Raw genomic sequence first — 22,289 nt, 5'->3', positions numbered from 1 at the left:
CCCACAACATTTCTTATACCCCGGTACTTGAACCTGCTGGTTCAGTACGGGGCTGCGCTTTGCTTGTTTTTTATTTCCCGTGACAATGTTTATATTTTATCGGAGTTCCATCTGGTTTTTTTGCTCCACAAGGACACGGATCATTGCGCCCGACTTTTTGCTTACTATCTATCGGCTCTGCATTATTTGTTGATTTTTCCGCCCCGCTTAATTTCATCTGTTTGGATTGCTGTATTGGCGCTCTTTCCACCAAGCCGACTTTATAAATGGAATAAACCACTTGTTTGTCAATCGCATCAAGAAGCTGATTAAATTTTTGGAAAGATTCTTTTTTGTATTCCACTAAAGGATCGTGCTGGCCATAAGCCCTTAATCCGATGCCGTCTTTAAGATTATTGATAATTTCCAAATGATAAATCCAATAACGATCAATACTTTGAAGTAAGATTGATTTTTCAATTTTTTCAAATAAATTCGGTTCCGGAATTGATAATGATTTGCCCGACGCTTCAACTGTCGCTTCCAATTTATTATAAGCTTCACGAGCTAATTCTTCCAAATATTTTATCAATCTGTCGCGAGTGTAAATATCTTGTGAACGATCACCGGCTTGATTATAAATATCATTTAAAGCTTCTTCCAAATTTTCCTGAACCGGAAAAATATTTTTAATTAAATTGGCAATACCCTTAACATCCCATTGATTTTCTGCGTCGCCGGCCGTATGAAAAGCGACTATTTTTTTAATTTCTTCTTCAATAACATTTAAAATTTTCGCTTTTAAACCTTCTTTGTCCATGGCCAAAATCTTTTTTCTTCGGCCATAAATCGTTTCGCGATGCTTGTTTAAAACATCATCATAATCAAGTAAATGTTTTCTCATGTCAAAATTAAATTCTTCAACTTTTCTTTGCGCTGATTCAATGGCTCGAGAAACCATTCTGTTTTCAATTGGAAAATCTTCCGGAATTTTTAAAGTTTGCATTAAACCTGAAATGCGATTACCGCCAAAAATTCTCATTAAATCATCTTCCAGGGAAATAAAAAATTCCGTTGAACCCGGATCGCCTTGACGTCCGCTTCTTCCTCTTAACTGATTGTCAATGCGGCGAGATTCGTGCCGTTCTGTGCCGATCACGCGCAAACCTCCGGCTTCAATAACTTTTTTTTGTTCTTCTGGATTCGGCGGATTGCCGCCTAAAATAATATCTACTCCCCGACCGGCCATATTGGTGGCTACGGTTATTGCTTTCATTCTGCCGGCTTGAGCGATAATTTGCCCTTCTCTCTCATGATTCTTGGCGTTTAAAACTTCGTGAGGAATTCCCTTGCGTTCCAATAATTGGGAAACTAATTCATTTTTATCCACTGAAATCGTACCGACCAAAACCGGTTGGCCTTTTTCATAACATTTTTTAATTTCTTCAGCCAAAGCATTATATTTTCCCTGTTCAGTGCGATAAATTTTATCCGAGAAATCTTCTCTGGTCACGGGTTTGTTGGTGGGAATAGCCACTACTTCCAAATGATAAATTTTATCAAATTCTTCCGCTTCGCTCAGGGCCGTACCGGTCATACCGGCTAATTTTTTATAAAGACGAAAATAATTTTGAAAACTGACCGTGGCCAAAGTGTTTGATTCCTGTTGAACCGCCACATTTTCTTTGGCTTCAATGGCTTGATGCAATCCTTCGGAATAACGGCGGCCGAACATCAATCTTCCGGTAAATTCATCAACAATTACTATTTCTCCGTCTTTAACAACATAATTGCGATCCAAAGTAAAAAGACTTTCAGCTTTTAATGCGGATTCAATGTGATGAACTAAAGTGAAATTACTGTTCGCCCACGGATCTTCGCCCAGCCAAGCTATTAATTTATTTTGTCCGCCTTCGGTTAAAATGACAGTTTGCATTTTTTCGTCAACAATATAATCTTCTTCTTTTTTAAAATTTTTAGCCAAGCGCGCCAATTTAAAATACAAGTCCGCCGATTCTTCAGCCGGCGAAGAAATAATCAAAGGTGTTCTAGCCTCATCAATTAAAATACTATCCACTTCATCAACAATGGCGTAATTAAATTCTCGCTGAGCCATGTCATCCAAACTGTAAACCAAATTATCTCTCAAATAATCAAAACCGAATTCATTATTCGTGCCATAAGTAATATCCGCCTGATACGCTTCTTTTCTTTTGACCGGTCTCAAATAGCTTTTAATAATTTTAAAAGCTTCCACTTCTTTATTTTCTTCATTTTTATTCGGCTCGGAATTTTCCTCAACTGGCGGCTGATAATTCGGATCATAAATAAAAGCCGCATCGTGAACAATGCAGCTGACACTCAATCCCAAGGCATAATAAATTTGACCCATCCAAACGGTGTCTCGGCGAGCCAAATAATCATTAACCGTAATAATGTGCACCCCCTTCCCGTCCAGAGCATTCAAATAAGCCGCTAAGGTGGCGGCTAAAGTTTTTCCTTCACCGGTTTTTAATTCAGCGATTTGTCCTTTATGAAGAATAATACCGGCCATTAATTGAACATCAAAATGCCTTTGTTTCAATGTCCTCTTGGCCGCTTCTCTTGTCAAAGCAAAAGCTCTTGGCAAAATTTGATCCTTTGATTTTCCATTTTTCAATTCATCTTTTAATTCATTTGTTTTTTCAATCAAACCATTGTCTGTTAATTTTTCGAATTCCGATTCCAAAGAATTTATTTTTTCCACGATTGGCAGAAGTTTTTGAACTTCTTTTTTATTGGGGTCGCCAAAAATTTTTTTAAAAAGTGACATAATAGTTTATGGTTTTTAGTTGATAGTTATGGTTATTCAGTTATTAGTTAAAAACAAAAAACCAATAAACTAAAACTAATAACCAGAAACTATATTAAACTGCTTCTATTCTTCGTCTTCATTCTCTTCTCCCTTTTTAAAAAATAAGGAAGAAATCGCTTTCGTGCCTCTGACAAATTTATTAATCAAACGTTTTTTAGATTCGCGAATACCCCGATAATGCTCTAATTGTTTTCTGATTTTTTCTTCAACTTTATCTATGGCTTCTTGAATATTAGCCGCGCGAACTGAAGCTTCCAATAATCTATCCGGCATTTTCAAAGCCAATTCCAATCTGAAAGCTTCCGACTTAGCGTGACTGTCATTAAAACTTAAATCAATTTTCGCCTCCCAAATTTTGTCGGAAAAACGATTTAATTTTTTAACTTTTTCTTCCAGATAATCTTTCAATTCTCCGGAGAGAGTAATATTTTGAAAAAAATACTTTATTTCCATAATTGTTATTATTAAATTATTTAAATTATATTAATGATATCCCTGTCATCTCGGCCGGTTTTTCTAATTTCATAATTTTTAAAATAGTCGGAGCGACATCGGCCAAAACTCCGCTTGGTGCCAATAAATTCAATTCTTTCGCTGTCTGGACAGTAGATTTATTTTCTGAATTTTTATCTATCACAATAAACGGAACCGGATTAGTGGAATGCTCTTTATCTATTTCACCGGTACGAAGATTGGCTAATTCTTCGCTATTGCCATGATCAGCGACAATAATACTAACCCAATTTTCTTTTAAAGCCAAGCTGATAATTTGACCTATTGCTTCGTCTAGAAATTCCAACGCCTTGATTGTGGCCGATAAATTTCCGGTATGACCGACCATATCAGCATTGGCGAAATTTACCACAATAAATTGATATTTATTGCTGTCAATCGCCCATAAAATTTGATGAGTTACCTCGGAAGCCGACATTTCAGGTTTTTGATCATAAGAAGAAATGCGCGGCGAAGGAATTAAAATGCGATCTTCTCCGGGAAACGGTTCTTCACGTCCGCCATTAAAGAAAAAAGTGACATGGGCGTATTTTTCCGTTTCGGCGACATGGAGTTGTTTTAAGCCCTGATCGCTGATAACTTTGGCTAATGAATTTTTAATTTCTTCCGGGGGAAAAGCTATTTCAACCGGCAAACCTTTTTCATATTCGGTCATGGTGACAAAAAATAAATTTTTTATTTTCTCTCTTTTAAAACCCTTAGAATCATCTGAAATGAAAGCTCTGGTCAACTCACGTCCGCGATCAGATCTGAAATTAAAAAATATCACTGCATCATTTTCTTGAATTCTACTCAAGGGTTGAGAATCTTTTGTTATTATAACCGGCTTAAATTCCTCATCATAAATTTGTTTTTTATATGAAGATTCAATCGCTTCCAACGGATCTGTAAATTCTTGTTCAGCCAAACCCTTTGCCATGGCCAAATAAGATTGTTCAATTCTTTCCCAATGATTATCGCGATCCATTGCCCAAAAACGACCGGTAAGCGTTGCAATTTGTCCAACTCCTATAATTTTAATTTTTTCCAACAATTGAATTAAAAAACTTTTTCCACTGTCTCTTGGCGTATCCCTTCCGTCTAAAATAGGATGAATGTAAACTTGTTTAAAATCATTTTTAGCGGCCAATTCCAGAAGCGCATATAAATGTTCATTTGACGAATGAACAGCTCCATTTGACAATAATCCAACCAAATGCAAATTGGATTGATTTTTTTTAACATGTTCTATTGCTTTCAAGAATGCTTGATTTTTAAAAAAACTTCCGTCGATAATCGATTTGTTTATTTTTGGCAAATTCTCCCAAATAATTTTTCCCGCTCCCAAACTCAAATGTCCGACTTCTGAATTACCGGGTTCTCCCCAAGAAAGACCAACTGCCTCACCCGATGATTGCAAGGTTGAAGTAGGATAAGAAGAAACCAATTTATTAAATATTGGTAAATTGGCCAAAGTGACAGCATTACCTTGACTTGGTGGAGCAATTCCCCAACCGTCCAAAATTATCAATATAACTGGCTGGATTTTTTTTATAGATTCTGCCATATTTTAAAATTTAATTTTATTCACTATTTTAGCAAGCTAACACCTGTCATTTCTTCTGATTTTTTAAGACCCATTAATTCTAAAATAGTTGGCGCCACATCGGCCAAAACGCCGTCTTTTCTTAATTTTTTACCTTTGTAAGCAGAGTTAATTAAAATAAACGGAACAGGATTAATGGAATGTTTTGTATCCACTTCTCCGGTTTTTAGATTAATCATTTCTTCAGCATTGCCGTGATCGGCTGTAACAATAATCGAATAACCGTGTTTTTTACCCGCCTTGATTATTTTCCCCAAACTTTCATCAACACATTCTATCCCTTTCACTGTTGCTTGTAAATTACCGGTATGACCAATCATATCGGGATTACAAAGATTCATCATAATAAAAGAAAATGTTTCATTTTTAATTTTTCCCAAAACTATTTTTGTTATTCTTCGCGCGCTCATTTCTGGTGTCAAATCGTAATGAGAAACATCCGGTGACGGGACAATTATTCTTTCTTCCCCTGATACGGAATGATCATAACCGCCATTGAAGAAAAAAGTGACATGAGCGAATTTTTCAGTTTCAGTGATATAAAGCTGCGGTGAACCATCTATAATTACCGGCAAACTATTCTTTACTATTCTACTGGGATAAGCGGTTCTAATATGATCCAAGTCAGGACCGAAATCGGCCAAAGCGACAAAAAACAAATTTTTCGGCCATTTTTGTCTTTTAAATGAACCTGGATTTTTTTGATTGAATTCTTTTTGAACAAAAGCTTTACTTAATTCACGGGCTCGGTCTGATCTCAGATTCATAAAAATAACCAAATCATTGTCGTCAATAGTGGCTGTTGGTTGATGATCTTTTTTGATAATGGTCGGCAAAATAAATTCATCTGTTTCTTGTCGATTGTAAGCCTGAACAATCGCTTCTTTGGGATTTGGGGCTTGAAATCCTTTACCCAAAACCAAAAGATTGTAAACCTTCTCAACCCTGTCCCATTGTTTAGTCCTGTCCATGGCATAAAATCTTCCTGAGATACTAGCGATATTAACTTTTAAATGATGATTATCATGATTTATTTTTTGTTCAAATCTTTCTACCAGACGAATAGCTGCATGCTGTGAAGAATCACGACCATCAGTAAAAAGATGCAAAAATACTTCTTCAACTTTTTGTTCTTCTAAAAGTTTTAACATTGCCAACCAATGTTCCGGTGAAGAATGAGCACTATTTTCCTCTGTCACCAAACCTATCAAATGAATCTTTGATTTATATTTTTTGAGATGCGAAATTCCTTCCAAAAAAGCCGGATTTTTAAAGAATGTTTCATCTTTAATGCTCTCGGAAATATAAACCGCGTCATCTTTGACAGCTCGTCCGGCGCCCAAATTCAAATGACCGGCCTCTGAATTTCCGGGTTGATTTTTGGGCAAACCAACACATTCTCCAAAAGCGCAAACTTCGGTATAGGGATATTTTTCTTTGTAATGATTAAAATTGGGCGTATTAGCCAGAGTAACGGCATTGCCTTTGCTTTCCGGCGCTACTCCCCAGCCATCGAGAACTATAAAAATAGCTGGATTAACTTTATCAATATTTTTTTTCATACAATATAATTCATTAATTTTTTCGTTATGTTTAAATCAAAATTTAAATATCAAAATTAAAAATTTTACATTTTAATTTGTCATTTTCCATTTTGATTTTTCAATTTTAAATTTGATATAATTCTTCTTCAATTTCCATTAATCGATTATATTTTACCACTCTTTCTCCTCTGTTTGGCGCGCCTGCTTTGATAAAATCGGCGTTAACGGCCACGGCCAAATCGGAAATAAAATCATCACTTGTTTCCCCTGAACGATGAGAAATAACAACCTTATAATTATTCGCCTGGGCAAATTTAATGCAATTTATCGTTTCGGTTAAAGTGCCAATTTGATTTGGTTTGATTAAAATAGAGTTTGCCGCTCTTTCTTCAATACCCTTTTTCAAATGATCAATGTTAGTAGTAAATAAATCATCACCAATAATCATGATTTTTTGCAAACGCGCGTGAAGATCTCTCCAGCCCGACCAGTCATCTTCTGATAAACCGTCTTCAATGGAAATAATCGGATATTTTTCAATCCAAGTTTGATATAAATCAATCATGTCTTGAGACGACAATTTTTTATTTTCAAAAATATATTTTTTTTCTTTAACATCATAAAATTCGGAAGCCGCCGCGTCTAAAGCAAAAACTATATCCTGACCGATTTTTAATTTTGCTTCTTGAGCCGCGGACATTAAAACTTTTAGAACTTCTTCGTTGTTTTTAAAACTTGGAGCAAAACCGCCCTCATCTCCCACGGCTATTGAAAAACCATAAGTGCTTTTAATAATATTTTTAAGAATTTGAAAAAATTCCGCGCTCAATCTTATTCTTTCTTTAAATAATTTATTGGGTTGATTTTTAAGACTATCAGCCAAGGGCACGATCATAAATTCTTGAATATCTAATTTATTATCAGCATGTCTTCCACCATTGATTACATTAAGCATTGGAATAGGAAGTTGATAAGTCAATAAGTTGGTAAGCTGATAAGTTTCGCGAATATATTTGTATAAAGGAATATTTTGCGATTTAGCGCCGGCCCGAGTACAAGCCAAAGAAACTCCCAAAATGGCATTAGCGCCCAACTTGCTTTTATTTGGCGTTCCGTCTAAATCTATCATTAATTTGTCAATTTCTTGAGGATTTAGTTCTAAACCGATTAAAGCCGGAGCGATTATTTTTTCCACATTTTCACAAGCCTTGAGTACGCCCTTACCGCCATAACGATTTGAATTATTATCTCTTAATTCAAGCGCTTCGTGAACGCCGGTTGAAGCCCCGGAAGGAACCGCTGCTTTGGATTCCAAACCATTTTCCAAAACAACCCTAACTTCAAGAGTCGGATTACCCCTTGAATCTAAAATTTCGCAAGCTCTGATTGATGTAATTTTTGACATAATTTTTTTTATTAATTAATCAATGGCTTAATTCCCGGCAATATTTTTCCTTCCAAAAATTCCAACATTGCTCCTCCGCCGGTTGAAATAAATATATTATTTTTGATTTTTATCCGCCAATTGGCGGATTGATTTTTGAACGCGGCAATGGTTTCTCCACCGCCAATAATAATTTTGGCCTTGCGATTATTTAAAATTATTCTAACCATTTCCCTTGTTCCCTGATCAAAGGGTTTTTCTTCAAAAAAACCCATTGGACCATTCCAAACAATTGTCTTGGCAGTTTTAAGATATTTTTGAAATAATGCAACGGTTTTAGGGCCCATATCAAAAATTCTAAAATTATCACCATTACCCTTAATCTTAGTGTCTAATGGTAAAATAATTTTTTTATTTTTCAATAATTTTCGAGTAACGCCCAACATCGCCGGTTCATAAAATGAAACCCCGATATTAATTCCTTTTATTTTTAAAAAATTATTAGCCAAAGCTCCTCCGATTAAAATCTGATCTGCTTTTTTTGCTAAATTTTTTATGGGTTTTATTTTGGTAGAAATTTTGATTCCGCCCATTAAAACTACGAATGGATGGGTCGGTTTTGTTAAAACCTGATTTAAATTTTCAATTTCTTTAATTAAAGAAAAACCGGCGCAAACTGGTAAATATCTGGAAATCGCTGAAACTGAAGCGTGTGCCCGATGGCAAACCGAAAAAGCGTCATTAATATATAAATCAGCCAATTCGGATAATTGCTTAGCAAATTTCAAATCATTTTTTTCTTCTCCCACATAAAAACGAAGATTCTCCAATAAAATAATTTCCCCTGGCCTCATTGTCGCAATCTCTTTTTTGACTTTTCCGCCAACGCAATCATTAATAAATTTCAAATTTTTAGCCTTTGATTTTCCGCTACAGCCCCTTTGGGATGAGCGGATCCGCTCGCAAAGCCGAGCGGATAAATTTTTATAAACCGGCTTCAAGCTATATTTCAAATTCTTTTTACCCTTGGGGTCTCCTAAATGGCTTATTAAAATAATAATGGCTTTTTGCTGAATTAAATATTTAATGGTTTCCAAACTGGCCTGAATGCGAGTATCATCAATAACCCGGCCGTTTTTTATCGGACAATTAAAATCAACCCTTACCAGCACCCTTTTTCCTTTTAAATTTTTGATTTCTTTAATTGTTTTTAACTTCATAATTTTATATATTATTATAACATAAAAACCAATCATCTACAAGCTTGAAATATAAAAAGGAGGTGAAATTATTTCCATCCCCTTTTTACATTTTTTACTTCTTTTTTTACTCTTATTTTTTGTCAATACTTTATTGTTCCAATAATTGCCTAACCTGCTGAACCGCTTGCGGATTTTTATTTTCTATTTCATCAAAAATTTTTTCAGCCATTCCTTGATTACCGCCTTTGGCGTAAATCAAAGCGCAACCCAATTGAGAAGTTAAATTATCCGATTGTTGATCGACAATCTTACCACAAAATATAAAAGCATTTTCAAAATCTTTAATTTCGGCATAAGCCCGAGCAATATTAAAATCCATGCCTTCTTTATAATAATGTAATTCTCCGTATGCTTTATTTATTGCCGCAGCAGCTTCCTGATTTTTCCCCCAAATTAAATAGGTTGTGGCTAAATTCCAATATGACTCCCCTATTTTATTGTCAAAATTAACCGCTTCTTGAATAGTGTTAGCTGATTTTTCGTATTCTTTTTTATAAAGATGAGTTCTGCCTAATTCAAAATAAACTTGCTGGCGTTTTGGTGAGAGCCCTGTCGCTTTTTTTAAAATTTCTTCCGCTCTATCAAGATATGTTTTATTATATTTTGAACCTAAATTATACAACTGACCTAAATATAAATAATTTCTCACATCGCGAGGATGTTCTTGAATACTTTTTTCAAATTCTTTAATTACAAAATCCGTACCATTTTGCAAAATCATCGGATCAAGATTTGATTGGCCCGGAAATTCAACAATAGTCTTGGCCAACTGCGTTCTGATTTCCGGATTGGTAAAAACCGATTTATCCAAAGATTTTTTATACCAATCAAGACCTGCTTTTAAATCAACCCTGGAAGCGGAAATACCGACTACCGCCGCCTTACTCTGAATAAAAGGCTCAAGATTAAATTTATAAATTGACCACGGCAAAAAAATAATAATTAGAAAAATAAAAATCGGGAGCGGAAGCTGATTTGATTTTGAATTTTGATTTTTGAGTTTTAAATTTGTTTCGAATTTTGAGTTTCGTGCTTCGGGTTTTTCTAAATTCTTATTCGTTGTTATAAAATAGACCAAAGCTAAACTAAAATAAAAGACAATAAGTGGTGCCGGCGTATCAAAAACAGTTAAATTCTGAATAAAATACGCAAAAAACATGCAAGCAAATAACACCCCACAAATCTTATATTTATTTGTATTGCGTTTCCGTAATAATAACCAAAAAATCACTCCAAACACCGCTAAATAAGCCATTATACCGACACCACCGGTTAAAGCCAACAAATCCACAACTTGATTATGCGAACGATCAAACCAGGTATTTCCCTGGCCTAAACTTAAATAATAAGGATTATAGTACTTGTTGAAAATTATATTATAATTTTCCCAACCCCAACCCAAAATCGGTTTTTCTTTAAAACTTTGCCAACCGGCATTCCAAGCAATAGTTCGTTCTTCGACACCGCCAGTCAAATAAACTATTCTATGGATAAAAACCGGGGCTTTAACAGTCCAAAGTTTTCCTTTTTGAGTTTGGCAAAAAAATACTCCGCCGACTAAAATTAAAATCAATAAAATAAAAATTGGAATGAAAATTAATTTTAATCTTTTGGTTCGCAGAGTAAATATTAGATAACTCAATAATAATAAAAATGACAAACCAAAAGCTCCTAAGACTCCGCGACTAGCAGCCCAAAGCATGATCCCAAAATTAAGGAGTAAAATCAAAAAAGAAAAAATTTTCCCCAATTTTACTTTTTCTAAAATTATTAGAGAACCGGCTAAAAAAATATGCAACATGGCATAAACTGCCAAAAAAATAGAATTACCCAAAGTTGCGGCCATGCGCGAAGCACCATCATTCTGTAATAAAAATTTTAACCCTATTTTTTGCCCCAATCCGTAGAGTCCGACCAAAAAAGAACAAATCAAACTTGCCCAAATTAATTTTCGCCAATCTTGCCACTTTTTAAAACAACTGGTTAAAGTTAAAAACCATGCCCAAAAATGAAGCAGGGTTAAAACACCAGTCATCCTTTCTTGGGTTGACCAAAAAGAACGCGAGATATCAATACCCGTAAACATTGTTAGAACCAAAACACCCATGAATGCGGTTAAGCTGAAAACCAAAGGATTTTTCCAATCAGGTCGATAATTTTTATTATAAATAGCCAAAAACAACCAAGCGGCAAAAATAATTTCCACTAAAATCCTGAAAAATATAATTTTGCCGAAAATATAAGGATATAAAGTATATTGATAAACTAAAAGCGGCAAAAATAAAATCAAATAAGATCCATAGTGGATAATGGTCAGACAAATTTTTTCTGATATTTTAGACATATTTTTAATCAATTATTCTAAATTTTGAGGAATATTTTTAGAAAAAATTAAATTTTTAATTTCTAAAATGTCCCCTCTTTTTATTACTCCCAAAAAATAAATAAATGCGCCATAAATTATTATTCCCAATAAAGTCGAGAAAACCACATTCAATCTTGTCTTAAAAATTAAAAGTCCGCCAGCCATTATCAGACCGGACAATAAAATTTTAGACATTTTTTTGAAAAAATATTTTTCTTTGAAATTAACCAATTTTAAAACCCAATAAATTTCTAAAATGAAAAGAATAATATAACTGAGTAAATAAGCTATCGCTGCTCCACGCTGAGAAAATAAAGGAATTAAAATAAAAGAAAAAATAATTAATAACACAAGTCCTATTCCCTGATTAATCATATTATTTTTTTGCCGATTGGAAGCATTAAGCAAGCTGATCACCAAATTATCAAAAAACATCAAGGGCATAGCCAAAATTAAAATTTGAAGAACTGCGACTGCATTCAAATAATCGTTTCCGTAAAGCAAACTGATTATTGGCCGCGCTAAAATTAATGTTCCTAAAAAAATCGGGCAAAGAATTAAAAAAAGATAAAAAATCGCTTCCTGAAAAACTCGGGAAAAATCTTGACGAGAAGAAATAAAATGACGACTGAGAGTCGGATAAATAGCCGCGCTCAAAGGAATGGGTATTAAAAATAAAAGGCTTAAAATCAACCTTTTGGCGGCATTATACCAGCCCATAGCTCGATCGTCAGCCAAGCGAGAGAGAAGGACTGTATCAATATTAATATATAGGACACCAATCAATCCGGCAATAAAAAATGGAAAACTGACTTTTAATAAATTTCTAATAAAACTTTGATCAAAAAATAATTTCAATTTAAAACCCGTACATCTTTTAAAAAGCACAAGAGCATTAATCAAATAAAACAAGCTGCCAAAAATATAAGGCATAAATATCAAAAGCAATCCGAATTTTAATTTCATAAAAATCAAACCGGCAGCAACAACAATTGTTTGATTGATGATAATGCCGACTGCTTCGTATTTAAAATTAAAATAACCGCGAAAAGCGAAATATAAAGTATCGGCGAATAAACATAAAATTATAAAGATGGTTCCCAAATATATTAAATTTTTGGTAATTATCGGATAGTGAAGCAAATTAATGACGATAAAAACAACGGCAAAAATTAAAATACTGAAAATAAATTTAATGCCCAAAATATTCCCCAAATAAATTTTGGTTTTTGATTTTTCTCTGGCTGTCTCGCGAGCTAAAAGAGCATTTAATCCAAAATCAATAAAAGCGGCAAAAATAGCAACAAAGGAAAGTGTAAAAGTAATTTTACCAAAATCCGCCACCCCTAAATATCTGGCTAATAAAAAATAATAAAATAAAGCGGTTAATTTTTGATAAATTCTGGCAAAAAAAAGATATAACGTGTTTTTGGCTGTTGAAGACATAAAAAAATATTCTTAATTATCTGAAAAAATTCAATAGATACGATAACACTATATCACATTTATAACAGTGGACAAGCCCTTGTCTGATTCTAAAAAGATGGTATAATTTCTTTCATAATATTTATAATATTAAAAATATGAAAAATTTAGAAACATTAATTAAAAACAAAAAAGCTAAAATTACAATCATCGGACTCGGTTATGTGGGACTTCCGCTGGCCGTGGTATTAGCCGAGCAAGGATTCAGAGTTTTTGGTTTTGATGTTCAAAAAAATAAAGTTAAGTTGGTCAATCAAGGTCATTCTTATATCGCCGATATTTCTTCGGCTGATTTGCAAGGGGTTCTTAAATCTAAAAAATTTTCAGCCACCACGGATAAAAAAATTCTAAAGCTTGCCGATGTGATTATTATCTGTGTTCCCACTCCTTTGGATAAATACAAACAGCCTGACATTACTTATATTCAATCCACGGTTAAAGAAATTGCCCGTTTTATCAGAAAAGGGCAATTAATAATTTTAGAAAGCACCACTTATCCCGGAACAACACGCGAAGTTATTTTGCCTGTTCTTCAAAAATCCGGTTTAAAAGTGGGAAAAGATTTTTTCTTGGCTTTTTCGCCGGAACGAATTGATCCGGGTAATCAAAAATTCAACGTCAGAAATGTTCCCAAGGTAGTTGGCGGTATTACTCCTAAATGCACCAAACTTACAAATTTAGTTTATAGATCATTCTTGGAAAAAGTTTTTAAAGTTTCTTCGCCTGAAGCCGCGGAAATGACAAAAATTCTTGAAAATACTTTCCGAATAGTCAATGTTTCAATGATTAACGAATTGGCTCTTTTATGCGGGAAAATGGGTATTGATATTTGGGAAGTGATTGAAGCGGCCAAAACAAAACCCTACGGATTTATGCCATTTTATCCCGGACCTGGAATCGGAGGACACTGCATTCCACTTGATCCGTTTTATCTTTCCTGGAAAGCCAAAGAATACGGGTTTTATACAAGATTTATAGAATTGGGCGGTGAAATAAATGATGGAATGCCCCATTTTGTCGTAACAAAAGTTATTTCCGGACTTAATCAGCATAAGAAATCTTTAAACGGAGCCAAGGTTTTAGTTTGGGGTGTTGCTTATAAAAAAGACGTGGCCGACCCAAGAGAGTCAGCTTCTTATCATGTCATTCGCGATCTTTGGAAAAAAGGAGCCAATGTGGAATATTTTGATCCATATATTCCGGAATTTAGAATTGACAATAAAAATTTAAAATCCATTGAATATCAACCAAAAAATCTTAAACATTATGATTGCGTTTTAATTTTAGCCGATCACTCTAATCTCAATTATGATGAAGTGGCTAAAAAATCGCTTTTAGTGGTTGACACGCGCAACGCTATTAAAAATAGAAAATTTAAAAATGTATTATGGTTATAGAATCATCAAAAAAAAATATCGCGGTAATCGGCAGTGGTTACTGGGGTAAAAATTTAGTTAGAAATTTTTATGAGTTAGGCGTTTTAAAAACCGTTAGTGATCTTAATCAAAACGCGCTTGATGCTCTGAAAAAAAATTATCCGGAAATTAATACTACGCAAAAATTTGAAGACGTGGCGCTTGATAAAAATATCAAAGGCGTGGTCATTGCCACGCCGGCCGCCACCCATTATCAAGTGGTTAAAAAATTTCTTCTGGCCGGCAAGGATGTTTTTGTCGAAAAACCTTTGGCTTTGAATATCAAGCATGGCGAGGAATTGGTGAAATTAGCCGAAAAACAAAAATGCATTTTAATGGTCGGGCATCTTCTTCTTTATCATCCGGCCGTGATTAAATTAAAAGAATTGATTGAACAGGGAGAACTGGGAAAAATCCGCTATATTCATTCCAATCGTCTTAACTTCGGCAAACTTCGCACTGAAGAAAATATTCTTTGGTCGTTTGCTCCGCATGATATCGCGGTCATTATTGATTTAATGGGAAAATTGCCTAAAAAAATTTGCAGCCATGGCATGGATTGGCTGAATAAAGACGTGGCAGACAGCACTTTAAGTTATTTTGAATTTGATAAAAATCAAGCCGCTCATATTTTTGTTTCTTGGCTTAATCCTTTTAAAGAACAAAAATTATCCGTAATCGGCGAGAAAAAAATGGCTGTTTTTGACGATCAAACAGAAAATAAATTGGTTGTTTATCCTCATAAAGTTGAATGGCTCGGCAAAATTCCGGAAGCGAAAAAAGCGGAAGGAGAAATAATTTCTCTGCCGCCATCTGAGCCGCTGCGTCAAGAATGCCAGCATTTCCTTGATTGCATCAATACTCGCAAAAATCCTAAAAGCGACGGAAAAGAAGCATTAAGTGTTTTAAAAATCTTAAATGCTTGCCAAGAATCTTTAGATAAAAAAGGTAAAATAATTAAATTATCATAAAAAAAATATGGAAAAAAAATTTTGGACACATTCATCAGCAGAAGTTTCACCGGGAGCAAAAATCGGTTCCGGGACAAAAATTTGGCAAAACAGCCAGGTTTTAGCCGGCGCGCAAATCGGCGAAAATTGCATGGTCGGACATAATTGTTTTGTCGGCGGCCAAGTAAAAATGGGCAATGGCGTTAAATTGGAATCCAATGTTGACGCTTGGGATTTAGTTACTTTGGAAGATTATGTTTTTGTCGGACCGTCGGCGGTTTTCACCAATGATCCTAATCCGCGCGCAAAATTTCCAAAGAAAAAATATCCGGAATACGGCAAATGGAAATCCACTTTGGTTAAAGAAGGCGCATCAATCGGCGCCAATGCCACAATTGTTTGCGGCGCCACCATCGGCAAAAGCGCTTTTATCGGTGCCGGTTCGGTTGTTACTAAAGATATCCCTGATTACGCTTTGGCTTACGGTGTACCGGCTGCTGTTCATGATTGGGTTTGCGATTGCGGCAACAAGTTGCAATTTAAAAACAATAAATCCGTTTGTAAAATTTGCGGCAAAAAATATTTAAAAGAAAAAAAGACAGTCAAGCAAATATAATTTATCAACTTAATAATTTAATTTTTATATGCAATTTTTAGATCTTACCGCTCAATATAAATCCATTAAAAAAGAAATTAACAAGGCTGTTAGCAAAGTATTAAACAATGCTCATTTTATTTTAGGTGAAGAAGTGACTGAATTGGAAAAAGAAGTTGCCGCGTATTGCAAAACGCAATATGCCATTGGCGTTAATTCCGGAACAGATGCTCTCCTTCTCGCATTAATGGCTCTTGATATTGGTCCTGGAGATGAAGTTATTACCACTCCTTTCACTTTTTTTGCCACAGCTGAAGTAATCGCTGTCCGCGGCGCCAAACCGATTTTTGTTGATATTGATCCTAAAACTTTTAATATTGATACTGATAAAATTGAAGAAAAAATTACCGCGAAAACCAAAGCCATAATTCCGGTTCATCTTTACGGCCAACCATGTGAAATGGACAAAATAATGGAAATCTCAAAAAAACATAAACTTTATGTTATTGAGGATTGCGCTCAAGCCATTGGCGCCAAATATAAAGGAAAAAATGTCGGATCCTTCGGCGAATTCGGTTGTCTTTCATTTTTCCCTTCAAAAAATCTCGGCGCTTACGGCGATGCCGGAATGGTCTTGACCAATAACGAAAAATTGGCTGAAAAAATAAAAATGCTTCGCCAGCATGGTTCAAGGAAAAAATATTATCACGAAACTCTCGGGGTCAACAGCCGCATAGATGCTCTTCAAGCGGCAATTCTGAGAGTTAAATTAAAATATCTGAATAAATGGGTAAAAGGACGCCAACAAAAAGCAAAAAAATATAATCAGAGTTTGGCGAAAATAAAAGGAATATCCGTCCCCTATCTCGCCAAAAATAACGAACATGTTTATCATCAATACACCATTCGGGCGCAAAAACGCGATGAACTCCAACAGTATTTAACCAAAAATAATATTCCTTCTGTGATATATTATCCGGTACCGCTTCATCTCCAGCCTGTTTTTAAAAATTTAGGTTATAAAGAAAACGATTTCATTCAAACTGAAAAAGCGACAACAGAAGTAATGTCACTGCCTATTTATCCGGAACTTTCTCAAAAAGAACAAAGTCATATCATCCAAAAAATCAAGGAATTTTATGCCTCAAAATAAAAAAATAAAAGTATTGTGCGTTGTCGGCGCGAGGCCTAATTTTATCAAGATTGCCCCCTTGTTTAAAGAATTTAAAAAATATCAGAAAATCAAGCCAATTCTTGTTCACACCGGACAGCATTATGATTATAAAATGTCCGGTGCATTTTTTAAAGAATTAAATATCCCTAAACCAAATTACAATTTGGGCATTAAGGCTGGTCTTCATGGCGAGCAAACCGGCAAAACGATGATTGAATTTGAAAAAGTTTGCTTGAAAGAAAAACCTGATTTAGTAATTGTGGTTGGCGATGTTAATGCTACCTTGGCCGGAGCTCTTGTGGCGGCAAAATTACACATTCCAGTCGCCCATATTGAAGCGGGACTGCGCTCCGGAGACATGAATATGCCGGAAGAAATCAATCGCATTTTAACCGATCATATTTCTGATATTCTTTTTTGCCCGACTCCAACCGCGATAAAAAATTTAAAGAAAGAGAATATCATTAAAAATGTTTATAACACGGGAGATTTGATGTATGACGTCTTCTTAAAAAATATTAAAATCGCGCAAAAAAAATCTAAAATTTTAAAAATCTTAGATTTAAAACCAAAAGCTTATTGTCTCTTAACCATTCATCGCGCTTCAAACGTGGATAACCCCGAAAATTTAAAAAAAATTCTTGAGGCAATTCAAGAAAGCAATGAAAAAGTTATTTTTCCAATCCACCCCCGCACGCAGAAACAATTAAAAAAACTCAAATTGAAAATTGAAAAATGCAAATTGAAAATTATAACTCCGGTGGGCTATTTGGATATGCTTTGGCTCGAAAAAAATGCAAAAAAAATTTTAACCGACTCCGGGGGAGTTCAAAAAGAAGCTTATTTTGCCAAAACTCCCTGTATCACCCTGAGAGATACTATTGAATGGATAGAAACACGCAAATATGGTTGGAATATTTTAGTCGGCAATAATAAGAAAAAAATTATCAAAGCAATTAAATTCTTTAACCCTAAAGAAAAACAAATTAATTGTTTCGGCGACGGTAGAACTGCAAAAAAAATTGTTAAAAATATATTGAATAAATTAAAATAAATGGCAAATTTATCAATTGAAAATTTATTATGTTGCCCGATTTGCAAAAACCGCTTAACTTTTGATTCGGAAGTCTTTTCTTGCACTTTTTGCGGGGAAAAATTCACAAAAAACAAAAATATTTATGATTTTCAAGTACAAGTTGATGACCAAGATAAAAATCATAAAGAAAAATTTGAGCAATTGATTCTGAATAATAAATCTTCTGAATGGTTTACTCAAGTATTCAATTGTCTGTCCCCTGTAGAATATTTTGAGGCGTTATTTGATCCACATTTGAAGGAAATTAATGAATACAATAAAAAATTCATCTCAGAAGGTATTAACATAGGAGAGAGATATGACAACCTTATTTTCCACCAAAGTAAAAATGATCTTCACATTATCAGCGCCATGAGATATATTTCCAAAATTAAAAATAAAAATATCGCGTTGGATATAGGTTGTGGAACATTAAGAGTAACTAAAGCATTATTGAAAATGGGGTTCGAACAAGTTATCGCAATTGATTTTCTTCCAGAATTAATGTCATACGGATATGAAAAATTAAGCGACGAAGACAAAAAAAGAGTATTTTTGGTTAAAGCTGATGTAAGATTTCTGCCATTTCAAGAATCATCTGTTGATCTTATTTTTGCCCTTGAATTATTTGAACATATTAACGCCCCCAAACTTATGCTTTTGGATCTTAAAAGAATTCTTAATAATAATGGCATGGGAATAATGAATACCTGGAATGCTTCAGAAATTAGGCATCGTAAAATTATCAGACAAGAAGGTAAGTCTTATTACAAAAACGGTTTCTTTTACAAACTCTATGAATTAAAAGAACTGAAAAAAATATTAAAGGAAGTAAATGTCGACTTCTCTGTAAGGCTTCATGGAATTTATTTCGGGGCATACCTTTCAAATCTTTTAGGCAATGGATTCGCCAAAATCATTGCCTTTTTAGATTATCTGTTCAGTTTTTTTCTGCCTAAATTTTTATTTCATTATTTGCTTTTCGTATTTAAAAAAGAAAATATTGTTTACAAAAAATGATTGGTAAATTTACAAAAGACAGTTTAATCACCTTTGTCGCCAGATTTTTAAATGTTATTTTGGGAATAGTGATTTCTGTTATTGTTGCTCGAACTCTTGGTCCGGAAAAAAAAGGAATTTATTCTCTGATAATTCTATTTCAAGTAATTTTGATAAATTTTACTGATTTTGGAATTGGATCATCTTCGGTTTTTTATATAGGGAAAAAGAAATATTCATTAAATAAAATTTTTGGCGCAAACATTTTATTTTCAATTTTAATTAGTATTTTTACAATTTTAATCGGGCTGATTATTATTTTCTTTTTTGGAAATAAAATTTTCCCTCATGTACCCCGTGAATATCTTTTGTCTGTTTTATTTTTGATTCCTTCTTGGTTTTTTTTAAAATATATAATTTGTATTTTTTCTGGAATTCAAAATTTCAAAAAATATAATTTAATTAATTTGATAGAACCGATTTTATTTCTGACCTTAATGGTCATTTTTCTATGGCAACACTGTATCACTGTCGGCACAATAATGATAGCCCTGATAGCTTCCTGGTTTGTTCCTTGCATTATTTTATTTTTTCAAATCAAAAAAGAAATAGGAAGGCCGATTTTTTCATTAAATAAAGATATTTTTAAAGACTTTTTTTTATACGGAATAAAAAATTATTCGAGCAATCTTTTTTCCGTCTGGCAGTCCAGAATAGATACTTTTTTGATTAATATTTTTTTAAACCCGATGGCAATTGGCCTTTATTCAATCGCTACCGGCATATCGGAACAGCTTTGGCTGATCCCCGATTCAATCAGTACGGTTCTTTTTCCGCGAGTGTCATCTGAAACAGACGAAAAAAAAATTAAAGAATTCACTCCTCTGGTCTGTCGAAATACCCTCTTTATTATGTTTTTATTAGCCGCTTTTCTTTTCTTGATTGGTCATTGGTTAATAACACTTCTCTATTCCAAACAATTTATCAATTCAGTTTTGCCGTTTCAAATATTACTGATAGGAATGGTAATGCTTAGCGGCAGAATAATATTGGCTCATGATTTTTTTGGACGCGGCAAGCCAATGTTAAATACTTACATTACGGCAAGCGCCCTTGTTATAAACACTGTTTTAAATATTATCTTGATTCCAAAATTCGGTATTATCGGAGCCGCCACTGCCACTTCAATTTCTTACACAATTAGTTTTTTTATAACCTCCGTAGTTTATATTAAAATTTCCGGCAACAATATTAAAGATCTTTTGTTTCTTAAAAAAGCTGATATAAAATTATATCAAAATCTGATTATTTTAATTAAGAATAAATATTTTAATTTTTCAAAATAAATGAAAAATAATCTCAAAAAATATCCATTTTTCTTGATCGTTGATGATGGCGGATTTGATTATCTTTTCCCAGAAAAAAAAGAAGGAAAAATAACAATGGAGGCGTATGTTAATATCTTAAAAATTGCCAAAAAATTTGATATTAAAATCCCTGTTTGTTTTACAATGAGATATTTAGACAAAGAAAATGTTTCCGGCGCCGGAACACCCTTGGAATATATTGACGAATTGATTGATTTTTTAAAACAAAACAGCAAATATATTGAAATAGGTTATCATGGTTTAACGCACGAAGATGACGGCCATATTGGTGAGTTTTACCATTTTGAAGAAAATAAGCCCGTGTCAGAAAAAACTCAAAGAGAACATATTGAAAAAAGTAAAAAAATTTTCAATTATTGGGGATTAAATTTTCCGGAATTGTTTGTCCCCCCTTATCATGCTTGGGAAGAAGGAGTTACTGATAAGATTCTTTCGGAATATAATATTAAATATCTGGTTTCTTGCAAAAAAATTACATTTGATAAATACAAATACCACTGGTCCGGATCAAAATATTTGGAATTTTTGCCCCGAACCAGTCTTGGTCTTTCGGGCAATGATTACAATTTGGATTTATCAATGAATCGCAAAATTAAATTTTTTCCCGAAAAATCACTTCTTGATTTTGTTGAATGCCACATTATTCCACAAAATTTTTTTACTAGATTAAGGATTGAAAAATCTTTTTTAAATTTACCCGTTCACAGTTATATGACTCATATCGGCAATTTTTCAAAAGGAACGCTTGATTTTTGGTTCAAAATTTTTGATTTTGCGGCAAACAACAAACATCTGTATCTTTGCAAATCTAATCGTGACGCGACTGATTTTTATAAAAAATTAATTTCTTAAATATAAAATGAATATTTGGCAAGGAACATTTAAAATATGGCAGAATAAGGACTTTGGCAAAATATACGCAAGGTTTAACAACCTAAAATTATACTTTCTTGATGATTTCCAGCTTTTTGTTTCCTTTCGGCCGCTAATTGGCAATACCACCTTATATTTATATTGTGCTCCGTCCAAGGAAAAATGGATAAATGAATTAAAATCTTTGGCTAAAAATTTAGGAGTGGCTAAAATTTTGATTTACAGCATCAATCCTTTGGAGGATTTAAATAATTTTTTTAAAGAAAAACTGTTCACTTCTGTGATAGATCTTACGGGTAATAAAGAATTGCTTTGGGAAAAAATCGGCAAAAAAACGAGAAATATGATTCGTAAGGGCGAAAAAATGGGTGTGGAAATAAAATTGGCAGAAACAGAGAAAGAATTCAATCAATGGTGGGGGGTATATTCTAGGGCAACTCAAATAAAGGGATTTGGAAGACAAAAATTACTGCTTGTGAAAAAACTTTTTAAAGATAAAAAAATATCCCGACTTTTTTTATCAATAAAGGATAATAAAATTATTGGAGGAACATTCTTTTTATTAGATGAATATCCAATGTATTGGCTGGGGGCATTTGATAAAAAATTTGGAGATTATGCGCCGGGCCATATTAATATTTGGGAAACAATGCTTTCTTTAAAGGAAAAGGGATTCCAATTATTGGATTTAGGTGGAATCAGTTTTGATGAAAAAGACGGCTCAAGCCGCTTTAAAAAAAGTTTTATGGGGGAGATTAAAACCGAATATATTTATGAAATCCCCATAAACTTAATTAAAACAAAATTTATAAATTTGGTTTCAAAAATAAAATCGAAAATATAATAAAA

The 22,289-nt window shown here is 33.7% G+C and carries 17 protein-coding genes; 9 read left to right on the top strand and 8 right to left on the bottom strand.

Annotated elements, in window-relative coordinates; translation table 11 throughout:
* Nucleotides 1-70: 70 nt before the first annotated feature.
* The 8 genes from secA to PHF10_01985 all read right to left on the bottom strand — a co-directional run bounded on the left by secA (nt 71) and on the right by PHF10_01985 (nt 12,932).
* Complete coding sequence (gene secA / locus PHF10_02020; GenBank protein MDD5534507.1) at nt 71-2,791, bottom strand: preprotein translocase subunit SecA; 2,721 nt, start codon at nt 2,789-2,791, stop codon at nt 71-73.
* 105 nt (nt 2,792-2,896) lie between these two features.
* Nucleotides 2,897-3,286: a ribosome-associated translation inhibitor RaiA gene (gene raiA / locus PHF10_02015; GenBank protein MDD5534506.1), complete on the bottom strand. Its 390-nt coding sequence runs from the start codon at nt 3,284-3,286 to the stop codon at nt 2,897-2,899.
* Nucleotides 3,287-3,311: 25 nt separating this feature from the next.
* A complete protein-coding gene (gpmI, locus tag PHF10_02010; protein MDD5534505.1) occupies nt 3,312-4,892 on the bottom strand; it encodes a 2,3-bisphosphoglycerate-independent phosphoglycerate mutase in 1,581 nt (526 codons plus the stop codon).
* Nucleotides 4,893-4,915: 23 nt separating this feature from the next.
* Nucleotides 4,916-6,493 carry a 2,3-bisphosphoglycerate-independent phosphoglycerate mutase gene (gene gpmI, locus PHF10_02005; GenBank protein ID MDD5534504.1) on the bottom strand — a complete coding sequence of 526 codons (1,578 nt, stop codon included), beginning with the start codon at nt 6,491-6,493 and terminating at the stop codon, nt 4,916-4,918.
* Nucleotides 6,494-6,599: 106 nt separating this feature from the next.
* On the bottom strand, nt 6,600-7,880 hold the full coding sequence (eno, locus tag PHF10_02000) for a phosphopyruvate hydratase (protein ID MDD5534503.1): 1,281 nt from the start codon (nt 7,878-7,880) through the stop codon (nt 6,600-6,602).
* 11 nt (nt 7,881-7,891) lie between these two features.
* Nucleotides 7,892-9,079, bottom strand: a complete 1,188-nt coding sequence (locus tag PHF10_01995; GenBank protein ID MDD5534502.1) for a phosphoglycerate kinase — start codon at nt 9,077-9,079, stop codon at nt 7,892-7,894.
* 130 nt (nt 9,080-9,209) lie between these two features.
* Nucleotides 9,210-11,465 (bottom strand): O-antigen ligase family protein, encoded by a 2,256-nt coding sequence (locus PHF10_01990; protein MDD5534501.1) that lies wholly within the window; start codon nt 11,463-11,465, stop codon nt 9,210-9,212.
* Between the two features lie 12 nt (nt 11,466-11,477).
* Nucleotides 11,478-12,932 (bottom strand): flippase, encoded by a 1,455-nt coding sequence (locus PHF10_01985; GenBank protein ID MDD5534500.1) that lies wholly within the window; start codon nt 12,930-12,932, stop codon nt 11,478-11,480.
* 137 nt (nt 12,933-13,069) lie between these two features.
* On the opposite strand from PHF10_01985, the gene PHF10_01980 reads away from it, so the two are divergent.
* Genes PHF10_01980 through PHF10_01940 form a run of 9 tightly spaced genes read left to right on the top strand, consistent with a single transcriptional unit; the run spans nt 13,070 to nt 22,284 of the window.
* Nucleotides 13,070-14,368, top strand: coding sequence for a nucleotide sugar dehydrogenase (locus PHF10_01980; GenBank protein MDD5534499.1), 1,299 nt, complete (start codon nt 13,070-13,072; stop codon nt 14,366-14,368).
* Nucleotides 14,359-15,357, top strand: a complete 999-nt coding sequence (locus PHF10_01975) for a Gfo/Idh/MocA family oxidoreductase (protein ID MDD5534498.1) — start codon at nt 14,359-14,361, stop codon at nt 15,355-15,357. The genes PHF10_01980 and PHF10_01975 overlap by 10 nt, the downstream gene beginning before the upstream one ends.
* Before the next feature lie 7 nt (nt 15,358-15,364).
* Nucleotides 15,365-15,952, top strand: coding sequence for an acyltransferase (locus PHF10_01970; protein MDD5534497.1), 588 nt, complete (start codon nt 15,365-15,367; stop codon nt 15,950-15,952).
* A 28-nt stretch (nt 15,953-15,980) separates the two neighbouring features.
* Nucleotides 15,981-17,084 carry a DegT/DnrJ/EryC1/StrS family aminotransferase gene (locus PHF10_01965; GenBank protein ID MDD5534496.1) on the top strand — a complete coding sequence of 368 codons (1,104 nt, stop codon included), beginning with the start codon at nt 15,981-15,983 and terminating at the stop codon, nt 17,082-17,084.
* Between the two features lie 4 nt (nt 17,085-17,088).
* Complete coding sequence (gene wecB, locus PHF10_01960) at nt 17,089-18,159, top strand: UDP-N-acetylglucosamine 2-epimerase (non-hydrolyzing) (GenBank protein ID MDD5534495.1); 1,071 nt, start codon at nt 17,089-17,091, stop codon at nt 18,157-18,159.
* Nucleotides 18,160-19,200, top strand: coding sequence for a methyltransferase domain-containing protein (locus tag PHF10_01955; protein ID MDD5534494.1), 1,041 nt, complete (start codon nt 18,160-18,162; stop codon nt 19,198-19,200).
* Nucleotides 19,197-20,525 (top strand): flippase, encoded by a 1,329-nt coding sequence (locus PHF10_01950; GenBank protein ID MDD5534493.1) that lies wholly within the window; start codon nt 19,197-19,199, stop codon nt 20,523-20,525. Before PHF10_01955 ends, PHF10_01950 begins: the two co-directional genes overlap by 4 nt.
* Nucleotides 20,526-21,419 carry a DUF2334 domain-containing protein gene (locus PHF10_01945; protein MDD5534492.1) on the top strand — a complete coding sequence of 298 codons (894 nt, stop codon included), beginning with the start codon at nt 20,526-20,528 and terminating at the stop codon, nt 21,417-21,419. It abuts the gene before it with no gap.
* Nucleotides 21,420-21,426: 7 nt separating this feature from the next.
* Nucleotides 21,427-22,284, top strand: a complete 858-nt coding sequence (locus PHF10_01940) for a peptidoglycan bridge formation glycyltransferase FemA/FemB family protein (protein MDD5534491.1) — start codon at nt 21,427-21,429, stop codon at nt 22,282-22,284.
* Nucleotides 22,285-22,289: the final 5 nt, after the last annotated feature.

This window comes from Patescibacteria group bacterium, from assembly GCA_028716665.1.
Taxonomy (GTDB): domain Bacteria; phylum Patescibacteriota; class Patescibacteriia; order UBA2591; family JAQUPP01; genus JAQUPP01.
This window is presented reverse-complemented; position numbering and strand designations above follow the sequence as displayed.